Here is an 18,553-nt window from a genome sequence, read left to right as displayed (position 1 = left end):
GGGTCATCCGCCGCAGGGGTAGGGCTCCGCGATCGGTTGACGTTTCTGCGCCCTGCTCCCTATCTAGGATTTCAGGACTTCCGCGCCAAGGTCAACTGTTGAGACTGGCCCGCGGCTTAAAATGTGAAGCCCCGACCCGACGGCCCCGAACCCAAGGCCCGCCATTGACGGCCACTGATCCAAGGAGAGACAGATGCAGACCCTACGTCTTAGCGTTGACGGGATGACTTGTGCTTCCTGCGTGGGGCGTGTGGAGCGGGCCTTGCGCGGCACGGAAGGCGTGGCCGAGGCGCGGGTCAATCTGGCGACCGAGCGGGCAGAGATTGACTATGATGCTCCTGCGGATTTGGAAGGTCTGATCGCGGTGCTCGATAAAGCGGGCTACCCCGCGCGGGTCGAGAGCATCGTTCTGGATGTCGAGGGCATGACGTGTGCCTCCTGCGTTGGCCGTGTCGAGCGGGCGCTACTTGGCCTGACGGGGGTGCGCGCGGCGCGGGTGAACCTCGCCGCCGAAACGGCGACCGTTGATGTCCTCGCGGGCGTTGTCACGGCGCAGACCCTTATCGCGGAGATCGGAAAGGCAGGCTATGCGGCGACACCGCGCGCGGCGGGAGAGGCGCAGGTGGATCGTAAGGCGGACGAGGCACGTGGATTGCGGCGGCGACTCGTCTGGGCGGCACTGCTGACCCTGCCAGTGTTCGCAGTCGAGATGGGCGGGCATCTGCTGCCGTCGTTCCATCACTGGTTCATGGGCCTTGTTCCGCTCGGTCCGTGGCGTTGGGTGCAATTCGCGCTGACGCTTGCGGTGCTGGCGGGACCTGGTCGGATGTTCTTTGCCAAGGGGATTCCGTCGCTCTTGCGCGGTGGTCCCGACATGAATGCGCTCGTGGCCATGGGGGCGGGCGCGGCCTTTCTCTACTCGACTGTCGTGACGGCGGCACCATCGCTGCTGCCCGTACAGGCGCGCAATGTCTATTTCGAAGCGGCGGCGGTGATCGTCACGCTGATCCTGCTGGGCCGCTATCTGGAGGCGCGGGCCAAGGGTCGCACGGGGGCTGCGCTGCGCAAGCTGGCGGGGCTGAAGGCCACAACCGCGCGGGTGGAGCGTGACGGCGCGGTGGTCGATGTGCCGATTGACGCGGTAGCTGTGGGCGATGTCCTGCACCTGCGTCCAGGCGAACGGGTGGCGGTTGATGGTCGGGTTGTCTCGGGCGAGAGCCATGTTGACGAGGCGATGATCTCGGGCGAGCCGATCCCTGTCGAGAAAGCCGAGGGTGCGCCGCTTGTCGCGGGCACGGTCAATGGCGAGGGGGCGTTGGTCTATCGCGCGGAGAAGGTCGGCGGCGACACGATGCTGGCGCAAATCATCCGCATGGTCGAGGAGGCGCAGGCGGCGAAGCTCCCGATTCAGTCGCTGGTCGATAGGGTGACGATGTATTTCGTGCCAGCGGTCATGGCGATGGCCGCGCTCACGGTTATGGTGTGGCTGGCCGTTGGGCCCGATCCCGCGCTGCAATTCGCGCTGGTGGCGGGGGTGTCGGTCCTGATCATCGCCTGTCCCTGCGCTATGGGGTTGGCAACGCCCACCTCCATTCTGGTTGGCACGGGACGGGCGGCGGAGTTGGGCGTTCTTTTCCGCAAGGGCGATGCTTTGCAAGCGATGCAGTCGGCGCGGGTGGTGGCCTTTGACAAGACCGGCACGCTTACGGAGGGAAAGCCCGAAGTGACGGAGATCGTGTCGCTGTCGGGCGGTGAGGCGGACGTGCTGGCTATGGTCGCCAGTGTCGAGGCGCGCTCCGAACATCCGATTGCGCGTGCGATTGAACGGGCGGCGCAGGCGCGGGGCCTGACCCTGCCTGAGGTGGGAAAGGCACGGGCGATTGCGGGTCACGGTATGCGTGCCGATCTGGACGGGCGGCGCGTGTTGATCGGCAATGCGCGGCTGATGGCGCGCGAAGGAGTTGAGGCGGGTGCGTTCGAGGGGCCACTAGAGGATTTGGCGCGCAAGGGGCGTACGCCTGTTCTTGTAGCTGTGGACGGGGAGGCGGCGATGGTGTTTGGCATTTCTGACCCGTTGCGGCCCGCGTCTAAATCCACCGTGGCCGCGTTGCAAAAACGTGGCCTGACCGTGGCGATGATCACGGGCGACACCGAACGTGCCGCACAGGTGATTGCCGATGACCTCGGGATCGGGGAAGTGCAGGCGGAAGTTCTGCCGAAGGGTAAGGCGGAGGCCATCGAAGAATTGCGCGCGCGTTTCGGTCCCGTGGCCTTTGTTGGTGACGGGATCAACGATGCGCCCGCGCTGGCGGCGGCGGATGTCGGCGTGGCGGTCGGGTCGGGAACGGATGTGGCGATCGAGGCGGCGGATGTGGTGTTGATGGGGGCGGACCCTTCGGCGGTGCTGACAGCCCATGAGGTGAGTCGCGCCACCATGCGCAACATCCGCCAGAATCTCTTCTGGGCCTTTGCCTATAATGTCGCCCTGATCCCCGTCGCGGCGGGGGTGCTTTACCCCGTTTGGGGCGTTCTTCTATCTCCAATGCTCGGTGCAGGGGCCATGGCGGCCTCTTCAGTGATCGTTGTGAGCAATGCATTGCGCCTGCGCGCGATTGGAGATACTCACTAACGTAATGGTTGTGTGATGCTCGTGCAGCGCTGATCATCGGTTGTGCAAAATCGCGTCTTTCCCTTGAAATTCGCATTTTCCAATATCTGCGCACGACCCCAAGAGCTTGCGTGATGCGAGCCAGTTTCCCAGCTATCTGGTGGGGAATAGGGGCTTTTTTGTGTCAAACGCTCAAAATTTCCTTCCAAGTGATTCGCTCATCCGTTAAGTTCTCCCGAAACGGTATGTGCGCAAAAAGGCCGTTAAGTGCCTGCGCTTCACACGAGCAGAAGTGAAAATAAACATGTTGGGTTTGCAGTTCTCCGTCCGCACCTCTGCGGGCGATATCGATTCGGGTAGCCTCTCGTTGGGAGGTGACAGTGAAACCATCAGGATGGCGGGCATCTCCGATATTTCGCTGAACACCAGTGCAGCGGCGATTTCGGGCTATACGCGTGAAGGCGGCGATCTGGTGATCACGTTGGTCGGGGGCAAGACGATCCGCCTCGAAGGTTTCTTCCTTGGTGAGGAGAAGGAGCTTTTGCTTTCCGAACACGGTCAAATGACCCATGTCGAATTCTACACCGAGGCGGAAGGCGATCTGGCGGCGACCTATGCGAATGTCGATCTGTCGGGCAAGTGGAGCGAATACGACCAACTGGCCTTCCTTGACCTCGAACGGATCGAGCCCGTTGTGGCGCCGATCGCGGCGGGCTTCAATCCGCTGCTCGGTCTGATCGGTGGCGGCGGCGCTGCGGCCGCTGCGGTCATTGGCGGTGGTCTCGGCGGTGGAGGCGGAGGCGGTGATACGGCTGCCCCCGATATCACGATCACCGACGGGACAGAAAGCACGGGCGACCTGCTCAACGGCGAGGACTATGACAGCGGCAGTTTCGACATCTCGGGCGAGAGCGAAGCGGGCGCGACGGTTGATGTGACCATCGGCGACACGACGCAGAGCACGGTGGTGGACGAGAACGGCAACTGGAGTGTGACCTTCCCCTCCGAGACTGTGACCGAGGGTGAATATGAGACAGACGTGACGGTGGTCGTCACCGATGGTGCGGGTAATTCATCGAGCGTCACTGATAAGCTCGTCGTGGACACCGAGGCCGAGCTTCTGACCTTCGACACGGTGGCGGGCGACGATATCGTCAACATTGACGAGGCGTCGGGCGCGGTGAGCGTGTCGGGCACGTCTGAGGCGGGCGCGACCGTGGTCATCACGATGGAGGGCCAGACCGCGACCACAACGGTGGCCGAGGACGGCACGTGGAGCGTCACCTTTGATGGCACGCAGTTCCCTGCGGGCACCTATGACAGTACGATTTCCGCAACCGTCACTGATGCGGCGGGCAATGCCGCGAGCTACAGCCACGTGGTCCATGTCGATCTGGAAGCGGGTCTGACCGTGGATGCAGGTTCGGCGGGCGGCGATGGCATGGTGAACGCTGGCGAGATGACAGGCGGCGTGGTGCTCAACGGCACGGGCGAGGCGGGGTCCACGGTTGTGGTCACAGTCGAAGGTGTCGAGCGCACCACGACGGTCGCGGGCGATGGCTCGTGGTCGGTGACCTATGAGCCCGGCAGCCTGCCCGAAGGCACCTACACCGCGCAGGTCACAGCGGTTTCCATGGATGCGGCGGGCAACAGTGCCACCACCTCGGGCACCTTTGAAGTCGATACCGAAATGTCGTTGGCCATCAACGGCGGACATTCGGGCGGCGACGAAGTGATCAACGCTGACGAGCGTGGCGGCGATCTGACCTTTAGCGGCACATCGCAACCCAATGCGACCGTTGTTGTGACCATCGAAGGGGTCGAGATGACCACCTCCGCCAATGAGAGCGGTGTGTGGTCCGTGACGCTCCCTGCGGGCTCTGTGCCCGAGGGCGAATACGACACGATCCTCAGCGCGGTTGCGACCGATGCAGCGGGCAATACCGCGACCACCTCCAGCACTGTGCGTGTCGATACGGTCGCGGGCGATGTGGCCTTGTCGTCGAACCCTGTCGAGGGCGACGACGTGATCAACTACGTGGAAGCATCCGATGGTGTCTGGATCACGGGCACGGCGACGCCGGGTCTGGATGTGGTGGTGACGCTGGGCGGTGCAAGCCACACGGTGCGCGCCACTTCGGGGGGCACATTCGCGGCAAAATTCGCGGCTTCCGAAGTGATCGAAGGCGAGTATGCCACCGAGGCCACGGCGACGATCACCGATGATGCGGGTAATACCAAGACCGTGACCCGCGCGGTGGATGTCGATACTTTTGTCCACAATTTCAACATTATGTCCTCCTATGGCGGGACTGACGATCTGGTCAATCACGCCGAGGCACAGGCGGGTGTGACGCTTTCGGGCGTGGTTGAGGCCAATTCCGAGCTCGTCATCACCGTGGGTGGCACCAACCACAACGTCAGCGCCGATGGCGCGGGCAACTGGTCGCTGACCCTGCCCGCGATCACCTTCCCTGCGGGTGAGGGGGATATTCCGTTGACGATCAAAGCGACCGACCCTGCGGGCAACGTCGACCTTCTGACCGATACGATTGCCTATGACACCATTGTCACCGCGCTTGGCATGAGCGGCGGTGTGGGTGGCGGTGATGCCACGTTCAATGCTGCCGAAATGGCGGCGGGCGTAACGCTGACAGGCACGGTGGAACCCGGATCGGAAGTCTGGGTCACGACGCATGGTGTGCGTGAGCAGGCCGCCGTGGATGATTTTGGCAACTGGACGGTGACCTATGCGGACGGTGCGTTGCCCGAGGGCGACTATACGGCGGATGTGGTGATCGAGGCGAAGGACGGAGCGGGCAACACGCGCACCGAAACCACCAGCGTCGAGATTGATACCGTGGCTTCTGCGCCCGTCATCGAAGCCGTGACCCGCGATCCGGGCGGTGTGCGTGCGGTTAATATCGAAACCACAGATGATGATGTGTCCGTCTTTGCCGTGGCCGAGGATGGCGGCGTGAGCGAGATGTCGACCATCGACTTCGATCTGCCTCCGACTGCCGAGACGGGTGCCGAGACGATGAAAATCTTCACCCCAGGCGTTCCCAACGGCTCGCAGATTGTTCTGACGTCCGAGGACGACGCGGGCAACAGTTCCGACACGCTCTTTGTCCTCGATACCACGACCGAACGGCCTGCGGGGGAGATGTTCGAGGTGGATCTCGATAACGCGGGTCTTGATGGTTTCGACTTCGGCGCGATCGACCTGCAATACGTCAACGGCGGGGCGGTCACTCTGAGTGCGGCCGACATTGACCGTATTGCGGGCGTGGATAAGACCATCACGATTCACGGCGGCACCGACGACCAAGTTACCTTTGAGGGCGCAACCGCTACGGAGCGCATCGAGGACGTCGATGGCGTGGATTACGCAGTCTACACACTGGGAACCGGGGCGGAGGTCTGGGTTAACGAAGATATCTCGGTGGTGCTGACGTAACGCGCGGGCGCAACGGGCCGCGGCAGAAGGGAAGCGAAATGGGGCAGAGGCTGGCATTAAGCATGGCTCTAGGGGCGGTTTTGACCCTAAGCGGATGTATGGATGCGCCCGTACTTTCGGGCCTCTCCGATGTGAAGCCTGTGGCCTTCGTGCGCGACAAGGTTGGGGCGATTGGCACGGGGACTGCTGATGTGGACCCTGATGCTCCCGCACTCACCGCGGCGGCGGACGGGACAGGATCGGAAGTCATCGCCGATCTCATCTCACGGCGCTCCGTGCTGGAACCTGGGTCGAATTATGCAACACTTGCCTCCGCCCTGCTGGATACATCGTCGGGCGTGGCGCAGGCCGAATTGCGCGCGGCGAAGATGCGGGCGGTTGCGCGTGACAAGAACTGGCTGCCCACCATCGGCCCGTCCATTTCGCTCAACTCGCTTGGTGAGTTGGCGGCGGGGTTGATCCTCGATCAGGTGATTTACGACAATGGCAAGCGCAAGGCCGAACGCGCCTTTGCCGCCGCCGATGTCGAAGTCTCCGCTGTTGCGCTGACGCAGGATGCCAATGATCGCGTGTATGAGGGGCTGATGCTGCTCGTTACCGCGTCGGAGGCCAATGCCAAGGCAGAAATGGCCGAGCGTGGATTGGGGCGGATGCGCGAGTTCAATCGCGTTGTGACCGAGCGCGTGCGTGGAGGGGTGTCGAGCCTCTCCGATCAGCGGGTCGTGCGCACCAAGATCACCACGATGGAACAGGAGGTCGCCACGCACCGCGAGGCCCGTGACGCCGCCGAGGCGGAATTGCGCTCCATGGCGGGAGGCTATGATGTCTCGCGCATGTCGCAAGCCGTGGGCCTGCGTCTGCCAAGCTCCGATCTGGAACCGTTGACAGTGATCCGTGCGCAGGCCGAGGCTAAACGTACTCGCGCCGAGGCAGAGGTCGAGCGGGCGGGGCTGCTGCCGTCTCTGTCGGCGTCAACCATTCTGGGGCAGAAGGACAGCAGCGACATCACCTATGGCGGCGCGGCGACGCTCGGACTTGGAACCAGTGCCGAGATGGCCGCAAGCACTGCGCGCGCGGATGCCGCCGATGCCGCGGTTCAAAGGGCACGCGAAGAGGCTGAACGCACCCGCGCCCGTTTCGAGAGCCGCTTGGCCGCGCTGACGCGGCAGGAGCGCGACGTGGCCGAAATCGCGCAGCAATCGCGTGCCAACTACCGTCTGTTTCAGGATCAGTTTGATGCGGGCAAAAAGACGGTCATGGATGTGCTGAGCGTCTATGAGCAGATGGTGCGCGACGAGCTGCAACACATCGATATCAAGTATGAAATTGTTCTGACCCAGTTGGAAGCCGCGCGTCTCGCCGGCGCCTTGGCAAACGGGGTAGAGATTTGAGTAAGCCGAACAAGTTATCTTTTTCCATCACCTCCGCGCGCCCTGCGACCGCACCTGCCTCCAATACGATCAGGCCGCCGAAGAAAGTCGGTGCTGTCACCGTGCATGTCGGCACTCCTACGCCCGCGCCTGTCGAGCGGTCTTTCGTGCCCGACGATCCTGTTGCGCAGAAGAAGAAGGACGCCGCCGCAAAGGTGCGTGCCAAGGCGGCGAAGGTTGCGGAAGATTTGAAGGCGCGCGAAGAGGCGATGCAGGCGGAGACTGAGGCCGCGCGCAAGCAGCGCGAGGCCGCGAAGGTCAAGCGCCTGACCCGCGCTCGTGCTGCAACCGATGCCGTCGCCAAGCCTCGCAAGAGTGCTGCCGAGGTGAAAGCCGCAGCAAGGACACGTGCGGCCGCTGCGAAACCGGTCGAGACAGCGCCTGCGTCGAAGACCGTCGCGCAGGTTCCTGTTGCGCCTCAGCCGGTTGCCGCGCCGTCCGCTAAAAAGCAGTCGCCAGCGATGCCGCATCCTGTTCAGGCTGCGCCGCAATCAGTCGAAACTCAACCCGTCGCGGCGAAGCCCGTACCGCCTCGCGCGCAACCGATACCTGAACCCACACCACAACAAGCACCACAAGGCGTCAGCGCCGCCGCCCTTGCGCGGGCCGAATTGATAGTCCAGTTCGCCGCCCGCCACGGCATGAATGCCATGACCTCCGATATGATCGAAGGGTTCAATGACAAGAGCGGTACGGATATGTCGCCCGACACGCTGGCAGCCGCGCTGCGCTCCACGGGGCTAGAGGCGCGGATCGAGACGGGCTGCGCACCCACGGGCAAGCTGTGGCCCGCTTTGGCCTTCATGACCTCGGGCCATGTCATCATGGTGCTGTCGCAACGCGGCGATACCCTGCGCATCCACGACCGCAGCCAGCCCGATAACACCGCTGAAGTGCCGCTTGAGGAGTTCGCGCCCTTTTTCAGTGGGACGATCATTCGCGCGGGCAAGTCGTTGGAAGCTTTGACCAGCGCCCACCTGCCGCGTTTTGAGAGCCGCCACTGGTTCTGGTCGCAATTCCGTCCCTTGCGCAAACAGATCGCGGAGATCGCGCTTGGCTCACTGGTCGCCAACATGCTGGCCGTGGCGGTAGCGCTTTTCTCGCTACAGGTTTACGACCGTGTGATCCCGCACCAATCGCAGGCAACGCTATGGGTTCTGGCCCTCGGGGTCTGCGTGGCGGTTGTCTTTGAAGCGATGCTGAAACTGGCTCGCGCGCGCCTGATGGATGGCGCGGGGCGGCAGATCGAGATGCGGGTGCAGCGTCTCTTGATGGATCGGATCATGGGGATGCGGTCAGACGCACGACCCAACGGGGCGTCGGGGTTGTTCTCGGCTATGCGCGAGTTCGGGTCGGTGCGGGAGTTCTTCACCTCCTCGACTATCGGCACGGTCGCCGACATTCCCTTCATCTTCCTATTCTTCGCACTGGTCGCCTCCATCGCGGGGCCAGTGGTGGGGCTTCTTCTGGTGGGGGCCGTCCTCATGGTTGTTCCTGGCTATTTTCTGCAAAAGCGGATGCTGCGGTTGACCAAGGAAACCCAAGGGGCTTCTGCGCGATCAGGGCGGTTGTTGCAGGAAGTGATCTATGACCTCGACACCATCAAGTCACAGCGCGGCGAGGCCCGCGTGCGCCGCCTCTGGGACGAGTTGAACATGCTCTCGGCGGCGAAATCCTCCGAGCAACGCAAACTGGCGTCGGGCCTGACCTTCTGGGCGCAGGCGATCCAGCAGTTGACCTATATCGGAGCGATTGTTGCGGGCACCTATCTGGTGTTCGCGGGGCAGTTTACCGTCGGCACGATCATCGCGACGGGCATTCTGACCTCGCGCACGCTTGCGCCTCTGGCACAGCTTTCGGGAACGATGGCGCGGTGGTCTAATGTCAAAACCGCTCTCGATGGCCTTGATGCCATCGTGGAGGCCCCGCAAGACAGCGATCCCGCACGCCGCTACCTGCGCCGCGAGGCGTTGCGCGGGGACTTCGGGCTGCGCGAGGTGCAGTTCCGCTACGACGAGGAAGGCGCGCCGAGTCTTGATGTGCCCGCGCTTGATATCAAGTCGGGGCAGAAGATCGCCGTTCTGGGTGCGAATGGGTCGGGCAAGAGTACCTTCCTGAAACTCCTTGCGGGGCTGTACCATCCAAGTCAGGGGCGCGTGATGCTCGACGGTGCCGAGCTTGGGCAGATCGACATGCGCGACCTGCGCCGCAACATCGGCTATCTCGGGCAGGATGTGCGCCTCTTTGCCGCGACGCTGCGCGAGAACCTCGACCTTGGCGAGACGGGGCGCAGCGATGACGACCTCTATGCCGCGCTCGATTTTGCAGGGCTGGGAGCCTTCGTGCGCTCACATCCGCGCGGGTTGGACCTTGATATCCGCGATGGCGGCGAGGGGCTGTCGGTGGGGCAGCGCCAGTCGATTGGCTGGGCGCGGCTGTGGCTTCAAGATCCTGCGATCTGCCTTCTGGATGAGCCGACCGCCTCGCTTGATAGCGCGTTGGAGCACAAGTTGGTCGCCCGTATGGCCGACTGGCTCGCGCCGCGCACCGCCGTGATTGCAACGCACCGTATGCCGATCGTGGGGCTCGCCGACCGAACAATGGTGTTCAAGGACGGGCGCATGGTTGTCGATGGTCCGACCGATCAGGTCACGGAGCATCTGGCGCGAGCAAATGGCGGGGCTGTGTAATGGTGACGCTCGACACCATGATGGAGAAAGACCTCGACCGTCCAGGTTGGGTGATCCGCATTTCGGCGCTTGTGGTGCTGGTCTTCCTGCTTTGGGCGGCGATTGCCAATGTAGACGAGATCGTGCGAGCGGATGGGGAGATGATTTCTTCCTCGCGGCCCCAGATCGTGCAGAACCTTGAAGGCGGCATCCTGTCGGAATTACTGGTCAGCGAGGGGCAGATGGTCGAACAGGGTCAGGTGCTCGCTCGCTTGCAGGGCACGGAGTTCCGTACCTCCGCCGATGATTTGCAAGAGCGCCTCGACGCCCTGGAAGTGCGCCGTTTGCGCCTTGAGGCGGAGGTGGAGGGCGCTGACGATTTCTCTGTGCCTGACGATCTGGCCGCGCGCGCGGCGGCGGTTGTGGACTCCGAGCGTGCCTTGATGACGGCGCGGAAGGCGGATTTTCTGGCACGGCGCGACGGGGCGCGCGAGGCGCTTAAACAGGCCGAGACCGAGCGATCTCTCATGGAGGACATGCTCAAGAAGAACGTGGTCGCGCTGATCGAAGTGACGCGCGCGCGCAAGGCCTATACGGACGCGCTGGCCACCTACAACAGCATTGTCGCCGCGGCCGATCTGACGCGTGCGGAGGCCTATTCGGAGACGCTGCGCGAGATTGCCTCGGTGCGTCAGGGTTTGACGCTGGCAAAGGATCAGTTGGACCGTACGGTGATCACCTCGCCCATGCGCGGGATCGTCAACAATCTCACGGTGACGACCATCGGTGGCGTGATCCGTCCAGGTGAGGAACTGGTGCAGATCATTCCCGTCGATGAGGAGTTGTTCATCGAGGCGCGGGTGCGGCCCGAGGACATCGCCCATGTCGAGCCAGGGCAGGCCGCGACGATCAAGCTGTCGGCCTATGACTACACGATTTACGGCACGCTCAAGGGGACGGTAAAAGTGGTCTCCGCCGATACCTTCCGCGACGAGCGAGACCCCAATGCGCAGCCTTACTATCGCGTGACGGCGACGGTTGATCTCGACACCCTGTCACAGCGCCAGCAGAAGATCGAAATCCGACCAGGGATGCGTGCGCAAGTCGAGTTGCACACGGGATCCAAATCCTTCCTGCAATACCTCCTCAAACCGCTCTACAAATCGCGCGAGGCCTTCCGCGAGCCGTAAGTCGTTTGTAGAGTGGGGGTATGGAAACACCTATTCGAGATGCCGCGACGACCATTCTCCTGCGTCGTGGGCAGGGCGAACCGCGTGTGCTGGTTGGGCAGCGCGGTCGCGGAGCAGTGTTCATGCCAGGGAAGTTCGTCTTTCCAGGCGGTGCTGTGGACGCCGAAGACTATGAGCACGAGGTTGGTGGAGCACTTTCACCTCGCTGCACCGAGCGGCTGGCCAAGGAGGCCGATCCCGCGCTGGTCCGTGCATTGCCCGTAGCGGCATTGCGGGAGTTGCGCGAGGAAACGGGACTTGTAGTCGAGGACGCCTCGGCGCTGTCCTTTGTATTCCGCGCGATTACTCCACCCAACCGTCCTCGCCGTTTTGATGCGCGGTTTTTCCTTGCCGATGCGGATGCGGTTGTCGGTGATGTAGATGACTTTTCGCGCGCCGAAGACGAGCTGGCGCATATCCAGTGGGTGACGCTCTCACAGGTGCAGGAGTTTGATCTGCCATTTGTGACGCGTGTGGTTCTGGCGGAAGTGCAGGAAATGCTTAACGGACCTTTGCCGCCTGATCGTGTGCCGTTCTACGATCACCGAGGTGCGGTTGGACAGGTGCGTAATTTGCGCTAAGCGTCCGTTGACGCCTTGCAAGAGTGGCTCGCGCGGCCCCGACGATAGCGGGGGCCGCGCGTTTTTCAGATGTCTTTACGACTTGCTTGCGTAGAGCGAGTTGGCAATGAGTTCGTCGACCACGCCAGGATCGGCGAGTGTCGAAGTGTCGCCCAGACTGCCCGTGTCGTTTTCGGCGATCTTGCGCAGGATGCGGCGCATGATCTTGCCCGAACGGGTTTTCGGCAGGCCCGGTGCCCACTGGATGAAGTCGGGCTTGGCAATCGGACCGATCTCGGTGCGGACCCATTTTTCGAGGTCTTTCTTGAGCTCGTCCGACGGTTCCTCGCCGTTCATCAAGGTGACGTAGGCGTAGATGCCCTGACCTTTCACATCGTGTGGCATACCCACGACAGCGGCTTCGGCCACTTTCTGATGGGCGACCAGAGCGCTTTCAACTTCGGCGGTGCCCATGCGGTGCCCCGACACGTTGATCACGTCATCGACGCGACCCGTGATCCAGTAGTAGCCATCCTCGTCACGGCGGCATCCGTCGCCCGAGAAGTAGTAGCCTTTGTATTGCTGGAAATAGGTCTCTTGGAACCGCTCGTGGTCGCCCCAGATGCTGCGCATCTGACCTGGCCAGCTGTCCTTGAGGCAAAGCACGCCCTCGGTTGCGGTCTCGGTCAGTTCCTCACCCGTTGTCGGGTCAAGCACCACAGGCTGCACACCGAAGAACGGCAGTGTTGCCGACCCTGGTTTGGTCGCAATCGCGCCAGGAAGCGGGGTCAGGAGGTGGCCGCCCGTTTCGGTCTGCCACCAAGTGTCGACGATTGGGCATTCACCCTTGCCGACGACCTCGTTGTACCAGTTCCATGCTTCGGGGTTGATCGGCTCACCCACGGTGCCGAGCAGTTTGAGCGAGGAGAGATCGTATTTCTCCACGGGCTCGGTGCCATGCGCCATGAGCGCGCGGATTGCGGTCGGGGCGGTGTAGAACTGGTTGACCTTGTGCTTCTCGCACACAGCCCAGAAACGGCCCGCATCGGGGTAGGTCGGCACGCCCTCGAACATCACAGTCGTCGCGCCATTGGCCAGCGGGCCATAGACAATATAGCTGTGTCCCGTGACCCAACCCACATCAGCGGTGCACCAGAACACGTCGCCATCGTGATAGTCGAAGACGTATTTATGCGTCAGCGCCGCATAGGTGAGGTAGCCGCCCGTAGTGTGGACAACGCCCTTGGGTTTGCCCGTGGAGCCCGACGTGTAGAGGATGAAGAGCGGGTCTTCGGCATTCATGGGACGCGGCGGGCATTCGGGGCTCGCGTGTTCCATGAGGTATTTCACGTCTACATCGCGTCCGTCGATCCATGTGATCTGCTCGCCGGTATGTTTGACGACGAGACAACGCACCTTGTCCGAGCAGTGCAGAAGGGCCGCATCCGTGTTGGACTTCAGAGGTGTGGAGCGACCGCCGCGCGGGGCATGGTCGGCGGTGATGACAAGCTTCGCGCCACAGTCGTTGATTCGGTTGGCAAGCGCATCGGGGGAGAAGCCCGCGAAGACGATGGAGTGGATCGCACCGATCCGCGCACAGGCTAGCATGGCATAGGCGGCTTCGGGAATCATCGGGAGGTAGATCACAACGCGGTCGCCACGCATCACGCCTTGCGAGAGCAGGACGTTGGCCATGCGGTTCACCTTTTCGGAGAGTTCCTTGTAGGTGATATGCTGGGCGGGTTCATTCGGGTCATCAGGCTCGAAGATGATCGCGGTTTGCAGCGAACGTTTTTCGAGGTGACGGTCGATACAGTTAGCCGACGCGTTGAGCACGCCGTCCTCATACCATTTGATGTCCACACGCCCGAAGTCGAATGTGGTCTTCTTGACCTGCGTGTAGGGTTCCATCCAGTCGAGGATTTTGCCCTGCTCCGCCCAGAAACTGACGGGATCCTCTACGGATCGTTTGTACAGGTCGTCATAGGTCTTCCGGTCGATATGTGCATTTGCCGCGAATTCCTCAGACGGCGGGGTCACGAGATTGTCTTCGGACATTTGGGGCCTCCCTCTTGGTGATTTCAGTGCATCCCTCCAAAGGCAGACGTAGCACGTCGCCTCCTCCTATCGCCTTGTTTACCGCCTTTGATGTGAAAAAGCCCGTAAGAGGCTGCATAGGAACGGTTTTTTTGTAAAGAAATTGACGGTGGATGTGAAGGCTCTGTAAAAATGTAGGCTCGATCTGAAAAAGCGCTTATCCATCAAATGCTTGCGAAGTCGGATCAGTCACGGGCCTTTGGTGTCCGTTGGGGGCGTTGTAAATGACAGGGCATAAGGCGCGGGTGGCTTGGTCCGAGAGGTGCCCAGTGACGGTGTAATTCACCGAAGGAAATCACGACTCACTGGGGGAAGGCACGGGTATAGCGCGTCACGAAAGAGATCGCGAATGTCGGCTTGCGTGTCGTTCATTTTTGATGATGAAAGGATTTGGTGGAGCCTAGCGGGATCGAACCGCTGACCTCCTGCATGCCATGCAGGCGCTCTCCCAGCTGAGCTAAGGCCCCAAAACCAAGTCTTTGTGCCGTCTTTCCGGCTGTCTGGCGGGGGACGATTTCCGTCCGCCCGCGCTAGATATTTAGATCCGCTCACAGTTGCAAGCGAAAAATCGACGTTGCCAGATCAGTTGTCGTCGTCGGCTGCCACGTCGGCAATCTCGTCGAGCGACACATCATCATTGTCGTCATCGTCGTCGAGAAGATCGTCGTCGATTTCAACGTCGGTATCATCATCGAGCAGATCGTCATCAGTGTCGATGACATCCTCTTCTTCGACGGGCTTGGCTTTGGCTTCAACGGCGACCTGACTTTTGTTGTTCGCGTCGAACGTCACGGTCTCGCCAGTGTAGGGGGAGATGATCGGATCGGCGTTCAGGTCATAAAACCGCTTGCCCGTGGTCGGGCAGACGCGTTTGACGCCCCATTCCTCTTTGGGCATGTGCAATCCCTTTCGTTTGTGCAAGGCCATTTGGGTAAGACCCGCGCGGATTGCCACATCAAACGCGGGCTGTCAAAGGCTTTTGGCGGCAAATTGATGTGATCGCGGTGGTGTGCTTTCGCGGTGCGCGGTATTGCTTGGGCGCATTGTTGTAATTTGGGGAGGCGGATGGCCGATTCCTATGTGATAGAGGGCGAGGCGCCGATTTCGGTGACGTTGCGGCGTTCCAAGCAGGCGCGGCGGCTGTCTTTGCGTGTGTCGCGGCTGGACGGGCGGGTTACGCTGACCATGCCGCGTTCGGTGCGTGAGGGGGAGGCGATTGCCTTCCTGCGGGAGAAAGAGGCGTGGCTTCGCGGGCATCTAGGGCGCACGGTTGTAGCGCAAAGGCCTGAGATTGGCGGGACGATTCCTTTCCTCGGGCGCGACACCGAGATCGTTAGCGGCACGGGACGGGCGGCACGTCTTGAGGAAGATCGCCTTGTGGTGCCTGGCGATGGCGAGATGATTCCCGCGCGTATTCTGGCGTTTCTCAAACTTCAGGCACGCACGCGGCTGCAGGTGGCCTCCGATCACTACGCCGAGGCGCTTGGTGTGTCTTTTGGCAAGATTACTCTGCGCGATACCCGTTCACGCTGGGGATCGTGCACTTCCGAGGGCAACCTGATGTATTCGTGGCGCTTGGTCATGGCGCCGCAAGAGGTTCTCGACTACGTGGCTGCGCATGAAGTTGCGCATCTACTGGAGATGAATCACAGCGCCGCCTATTGGGCGAATGTCGCTAAGGTCTGCCCTGACTATCGCCGCCACCGCGACTGGTTGCGCACGGATGGACATAGTTTGCACAGCTGGGATTTCTCGCGTTGACGCCCTGCAACTTTGTGATCACAGTCCGCCCATGCTGACACCTATCTCGCGCACCACCGACACGCTGACCGCCGCCCATGATCGGGTCTACCGCGCGCTGCGGTCCAAGATCATGCACGGCGAAATCCGTCCGGGGCAGGCGCTGACCCTGCGCGGTATTGGCAAGATGTATGATGTCTCCATGACACCCGCCCGCGAGGCGGTGCGGCGGCTGGTGGCGGACGGGGGTTTGCAGCTTTCGGCTTCTGGTCGCGTGACAACGCCCGAGCTTTCGGGGGAGCGGATCGAGGAACTTGCCGCGATCCGTGCGTTGATCGAGCCCGAGCTTGCGTCCCGTGCTCTACCGCGCGCCCACATGGCGCTGATTGAGCGGCTTCAGGCGGCCAACACGGTCATTGCGGAGGCCGTCGCCAAGCACGACGATGTGGGCTACATCCGCGCCAATCTCGATTTCCACCGCACCCTCTACCTGCGCGCCCAAGCGCCCGCGATGCTGGCGCTGACCGAGACAGTCTGGCTCCAGCTCGGCCCTACCATGCGCGCGCTCTATGCCCGCCTTAACCGTACAGAAGTGCCGCATAATCATCGCCTGATCGTCGCGGCCCTACGTGCAGGCGACGAGCCGGGGTTGCGGTTGGCGGTGCGGTCGGATGTGACGCAGGGGCTGCGGATGCTGACTGTTTAGACCGACTTCAAGACCGACACTGGAGAACGCCCGATGCCCGAACTGAAACGCTCCCTCGACATGACCGAGGTGATGACGCCCGATCTTGCCAACTTCTCAGGCAAGGTCCACGGGGGTGCCTTGCTTAAACTTCTCGACCTCGTCGCCTTCTCCTGCGCCTCGCGTTATTCGGGCGAATATGCGGTGACGCTTTCGGTCGATCAGGTGGTGTTCAAGGAACCGATTCACGTTGGCGAAATGGTCCACTTCAAGGCGACGGTGAACTACGTTGGTCGCTCTTCGATGGAGATCGGTATCCGCGTTGAGGCGGAGGACATCCGCCGCCAGAAAGTCCGCCACACCAACTCGTGCTACTTCACGATGGTGGCTGTCGATGACCACGGGCAGTCCACCGAAGTGCCACGGTTCGAGCCGAAAACGGAAGTGGACAAACGCCGTTGGAAAGCCGCGAAACTGCGTAAGGAATTGCGCCGTGAGACCGAAGCCAAACTCGCCGCGATTTCGGGACACTGAGGCTTTCGCCTTTCGGAAAGCAGGAAACCCGCGCGGTCATTTCCGCGCGGGTTTCCTTTTAGTGTCAGGTGATTAGCCCTTAGGCGTGGATCGCCCCATCTCCGCAGGCCAAAGCCGCCTCGCGCACCGCCTCGGAGAAGGTCGGGTGGGCGTGGCAGGTGAGCGCGATGTCCTGTGCGGAGCCGCCGTATTCCATCGTGACGCAAACTTCGTGGATCAGATCACCCGCACCCGGTCCGATGATGTGGCAGCCCAGAACGCGGTCGGTTTCTTTGTCCACGATCAGCTTCACGAAGCCGTCGCCTTGTTGCACGGCCTTGGCGCGGGCGTTGGCCATGAAGGAGAATTTACCGACCTTGTAGGCGCGGCCTTCTTCTTTGAGCTGCTGCTCGGTTTTGCCGACCGAGGCGACTTCGGGGGTGGTGTAGATCACGCCAGGGATCACGTCGTAATTCACGTGGCCATGCTTGCCTGCGAGCACTTCGGCAACCGCCATGCCTTCGTCCTCGGCTTTGTGCGCGAGCATGGGGCCAGCGATGGTGTCGCCGATGGCGTAGATGCCTTTGACGGAGGTGGCCCAGTTGGCGTCGGTCTTGATTTGACCGCGCTCGGTCATCTCGACGCCAAGCGCCTCAAGGCCAAGTCCGTCAGTGTAGGGTTTGCGGCCTGTGGCGACCAGAACGACATCGGCGTCGATGGTCTCTTCGCTGTCGTCCTTGCGCAGTTTGTAGGTGACTTTGGCCTTGGTTTTCGTCGTCTCCACGCCCTGAACTGCGGCGCCGAGGATGAACTTAAGGCCCTGTTTTGTCAGGAGTTTCTGGAAGTTGCGCTGCACTTCCGCGTCCATGCCGGGGGTGATGGCGTCCAAGAACTCGACTACGGTCACTTCCGTACCCAGACGGGCGTAGACGGAACCAAGCTCCAGACCGATGACACCCGCGCCGATCACGACCATTTTCTTGGGCACTTTCGGCAGGTCGAGCGCGCCCGTGCTGTCGACGACCATGCCCTTCTCATTGTCCACCTCGATGCCAGGAAGCGAGGAGGGAACGGAGCCCGATGCGACGATGATATTCTTCGCCTCGTGAACCTCGTCACCCACTTTGACCTTACCCGCAGCAGGGATCGAAGCCCAACCTTTGATCCAGTCGATCTTGTTCTTTTTAAAGAGAAATTCGATGCCGCCCGTGTTCTGGCCGACGGTCTCTTCTTTGTATTTCTTCATCTGCGGCCAATCGACGGAGGGGGACTTTCCCTTGAGGCCCATCTTGGCGAAATTGTGCTCCGCCTCATGCAGAAGATGCGAGGCGTGGAGCAGGGCTTTCGAGGGGATACAGCCGACATTGAGGCAGGTGCCGCCAAGCGTTTCGCGGCCTTCGACCACGGCGGTCTTGAGGCCCAGTTGGGCGCAGCGGATGGCGGATACATAGCCGCCGGGGCCAGCACCGATGATGATTGCGTCGTAGGAAGCCATGGGGTTCTCCTTGGTCGATTTTCGCTGTCGGATAGCTGTCTGCTATGCGTCGGCTATCTGTATGTCA

Annotated in this window: 12 protein-coding genes and 1 tRNA gene; 9 read left to right on the top strand and 4 right to left on the bottom strand. The window is 61.8% G+C overall.

What is annotated here, in order from left to right; all coding sequences use genetic code 11:
• Nucleotides 1–193: 193 nt before the first annotated feature.
• From ACN0SC_RS10470 to ACN0SC_RS10445, 6 genes are all read left to right on the top strand, one after another.
• Nucleotides 194–2,629 carry a heavy metal translocating P-type ATPase gene (locus ACN0SC_RS10470; protein WP_417249630.1) on the top strand — a complete coding sequence of 812 codons (2,436 nt, stop codon included), beginning with the start codon at nt 194–196 and terminating at the stop codon, nt 2,627–2,629.
• Between the two features lie 283 nt (nt 2,630–2,912).
• Nucleotides 2,913–6,068, top strand: coding sequence for an Ig-like domain-containing protein (locus ACN0SC_RS10465; protein ID WP_417249629.1), 3,156 nt, complete (start codon nt 2,913–2,915; stop codon nt 6,066–6,068).
• A 38-nt stretch (nt 6,069–6,106) separates the two neighbouring features.
• Nucleotides 6,107–7,459, top strand: coding sequence for a TolC family protein (locus ACN0SC_RS10460; RefSeq protein WP_417249628.1), 1,353 nt, complete (start codon nt 6,107–6,109; stop codon nt 7,457–7,459).
• Nucleotides 7,460–7,959: 500 nt separating this feature from the next.
• On the top strand, nt 7,960–10,188 hold the full coding sequence (locus tag ACN0SC_RS10455; protein WP_417249791.1) for an ATP-binding cassette domain-containing protein: 2,229 nt from the start codon (nt 7,960–7,962) through the stop codon (nt 10,186–10,188).
• Nucleotides 10,188–11,357, top strand: coding sequence for an HlyD family efflux transporter periplasmic adaptor subunit (locus ACN0SC_RS10450; protein WP_417249627.1), 1,170 nt, complete (start codon nt 10,188–10,190; stop codon nt 11,355–11,357). The genes ACN0SC_RS10455 and ACN0SC_RS10450 overlap by 1 nt, the downstream gene beginning before the upstream one ends.
• A gap of 20 nt (nt 11,358–11,377) precedes the next feature.
• On the top strand, nt 11,378–11,977 hold the full coding sequence (locus tag ACN0SC_RS10445) for an NUDIX hydrolase (protein ID WP_417249626.1): 600 nt from the start codon (nt 11,378–11,380) through the stop codon (nt 11,975–11,977).
• Between the two features lie 75 nt (nt 11,978–12,052).
• On the opposite strand, the gene acs is transcribed toward ACN0SC_RS10445, so the two are convergent.
• From acs to ACN0SC_RS10430, 3 genes are all read right to left on the bottom strand, one after another.
• Nucleotides 12,053–14,014, bottom strand: a complete 1,962-nt coding sequence (acs, locus tag ACN0SC_RS10440) for an acetate--CoA ligase (RefSeq protein WP_417249625.1) — start codon at nt 14,012–14,014, stop codon at nt 12,053–12,055.
• A 430-nt stretch (nt 14,015–14,444) separates the two neighbouring features.
• Nucleotides 14,445–14,520 (bottom strand) — tRNA-Ala (locus ACN0SC_RS10435).
• A gap of 115 nt (nt 14,521–14,635) precedes the next feature.
• Nucleotides 14,636–14,950: a TIGR02300 family protein gene (locus ACN0SC_RS10430; RefSeq protein WP_417249624.1), complete on the bottom strand. Its 315-nt coding sequence runs from the start codon at nt 14,948–14,950 to the stop codon at nt 14,636–14,638.
• A gap of 168 nt (nt 14,951–15,118) precedes the next feature.
• Here ACN0SC_RS10430 and ACN0SC_RS10425 point away from each other — a divergent pair, with 168 nt between their 5' ends.
• The 3 genes from ACN0SC_RS10425 to ACN0SC_RS10415 are packed head-to-tail and all read left to right on the top strand — an operon-like array spanning nt 15,119 to nt 17,012.
• Nucleotides 15,119–15,814, top strand: a complete 696-nt coding sequence (locus tag ACN0SC_RS10425) for a M48 family metallopeptidase (RefSeq protein WP_417249623.1) — start codon at nt 15,119–15,121, stop codon at nt 15,812–15,814.
• 31 nt (nt 15,815–15,845) lie between these two features.
• Nucleotides 15,846–16,499 carry a GntR family transcriptional regulator gene (locus ACN0SC_RS10420; RefSeq protein WP_417249622.1) on the top strand — a complete coding sequence of 218 codons (654 nt, stop codon included), beginning with the start codon at nt 15,846–15,848 and terminating at the stop codon, nt 16,497–16,499.
• Between the two features lie 33 nt (nt 16,500–16,532).
• On the top strand, nt 16,533–17,012 hold the full coding sequence (locus ACN0SC_RS10415) for an acyl-CoA thioesterase (protein WP_417249621.1): 480 nt from the start codon (nt 16,533–16,535) through the stop codon (nt 17,010–17,012).
• A 79-nt stretch (nt 17,013–17,091) separates the two neighbouring features.
• Here the strand turns inward: ACN0SC_RS10415 and lpdA are convergent, their stop codons facing one another.
• Complete coding sequence (lpdA, locus tag ACN0SC_RS10410) at nt 17,092–18,486, bottom strand: dihydrolipoyl dehydrogenase (RefSeq protein WP_417249620.1); 1,395 nt, start codon at nt 18,484–18,486, stop codon at nt 17,092–17,094.
• Between the last annotated feature and the right edge of the window lie 67 nt (nt 18,487–18,553).

Origin of the sequence: Celeribacter sp. (genome assembly GCF_048261515.1) — a bacterium.
Classification (GTDB): domain Bacteria; phylum Pseudomonadota; class Alphaproteobacteria; order Rhodobacterales; family Rhodobacteraceae; genus Celeribacter.
The sequence above is the reverse complement of the archived record's forward strand: the minus strand, read 5'-3'. Positions and strand labels throughout refer to the sequence as shown.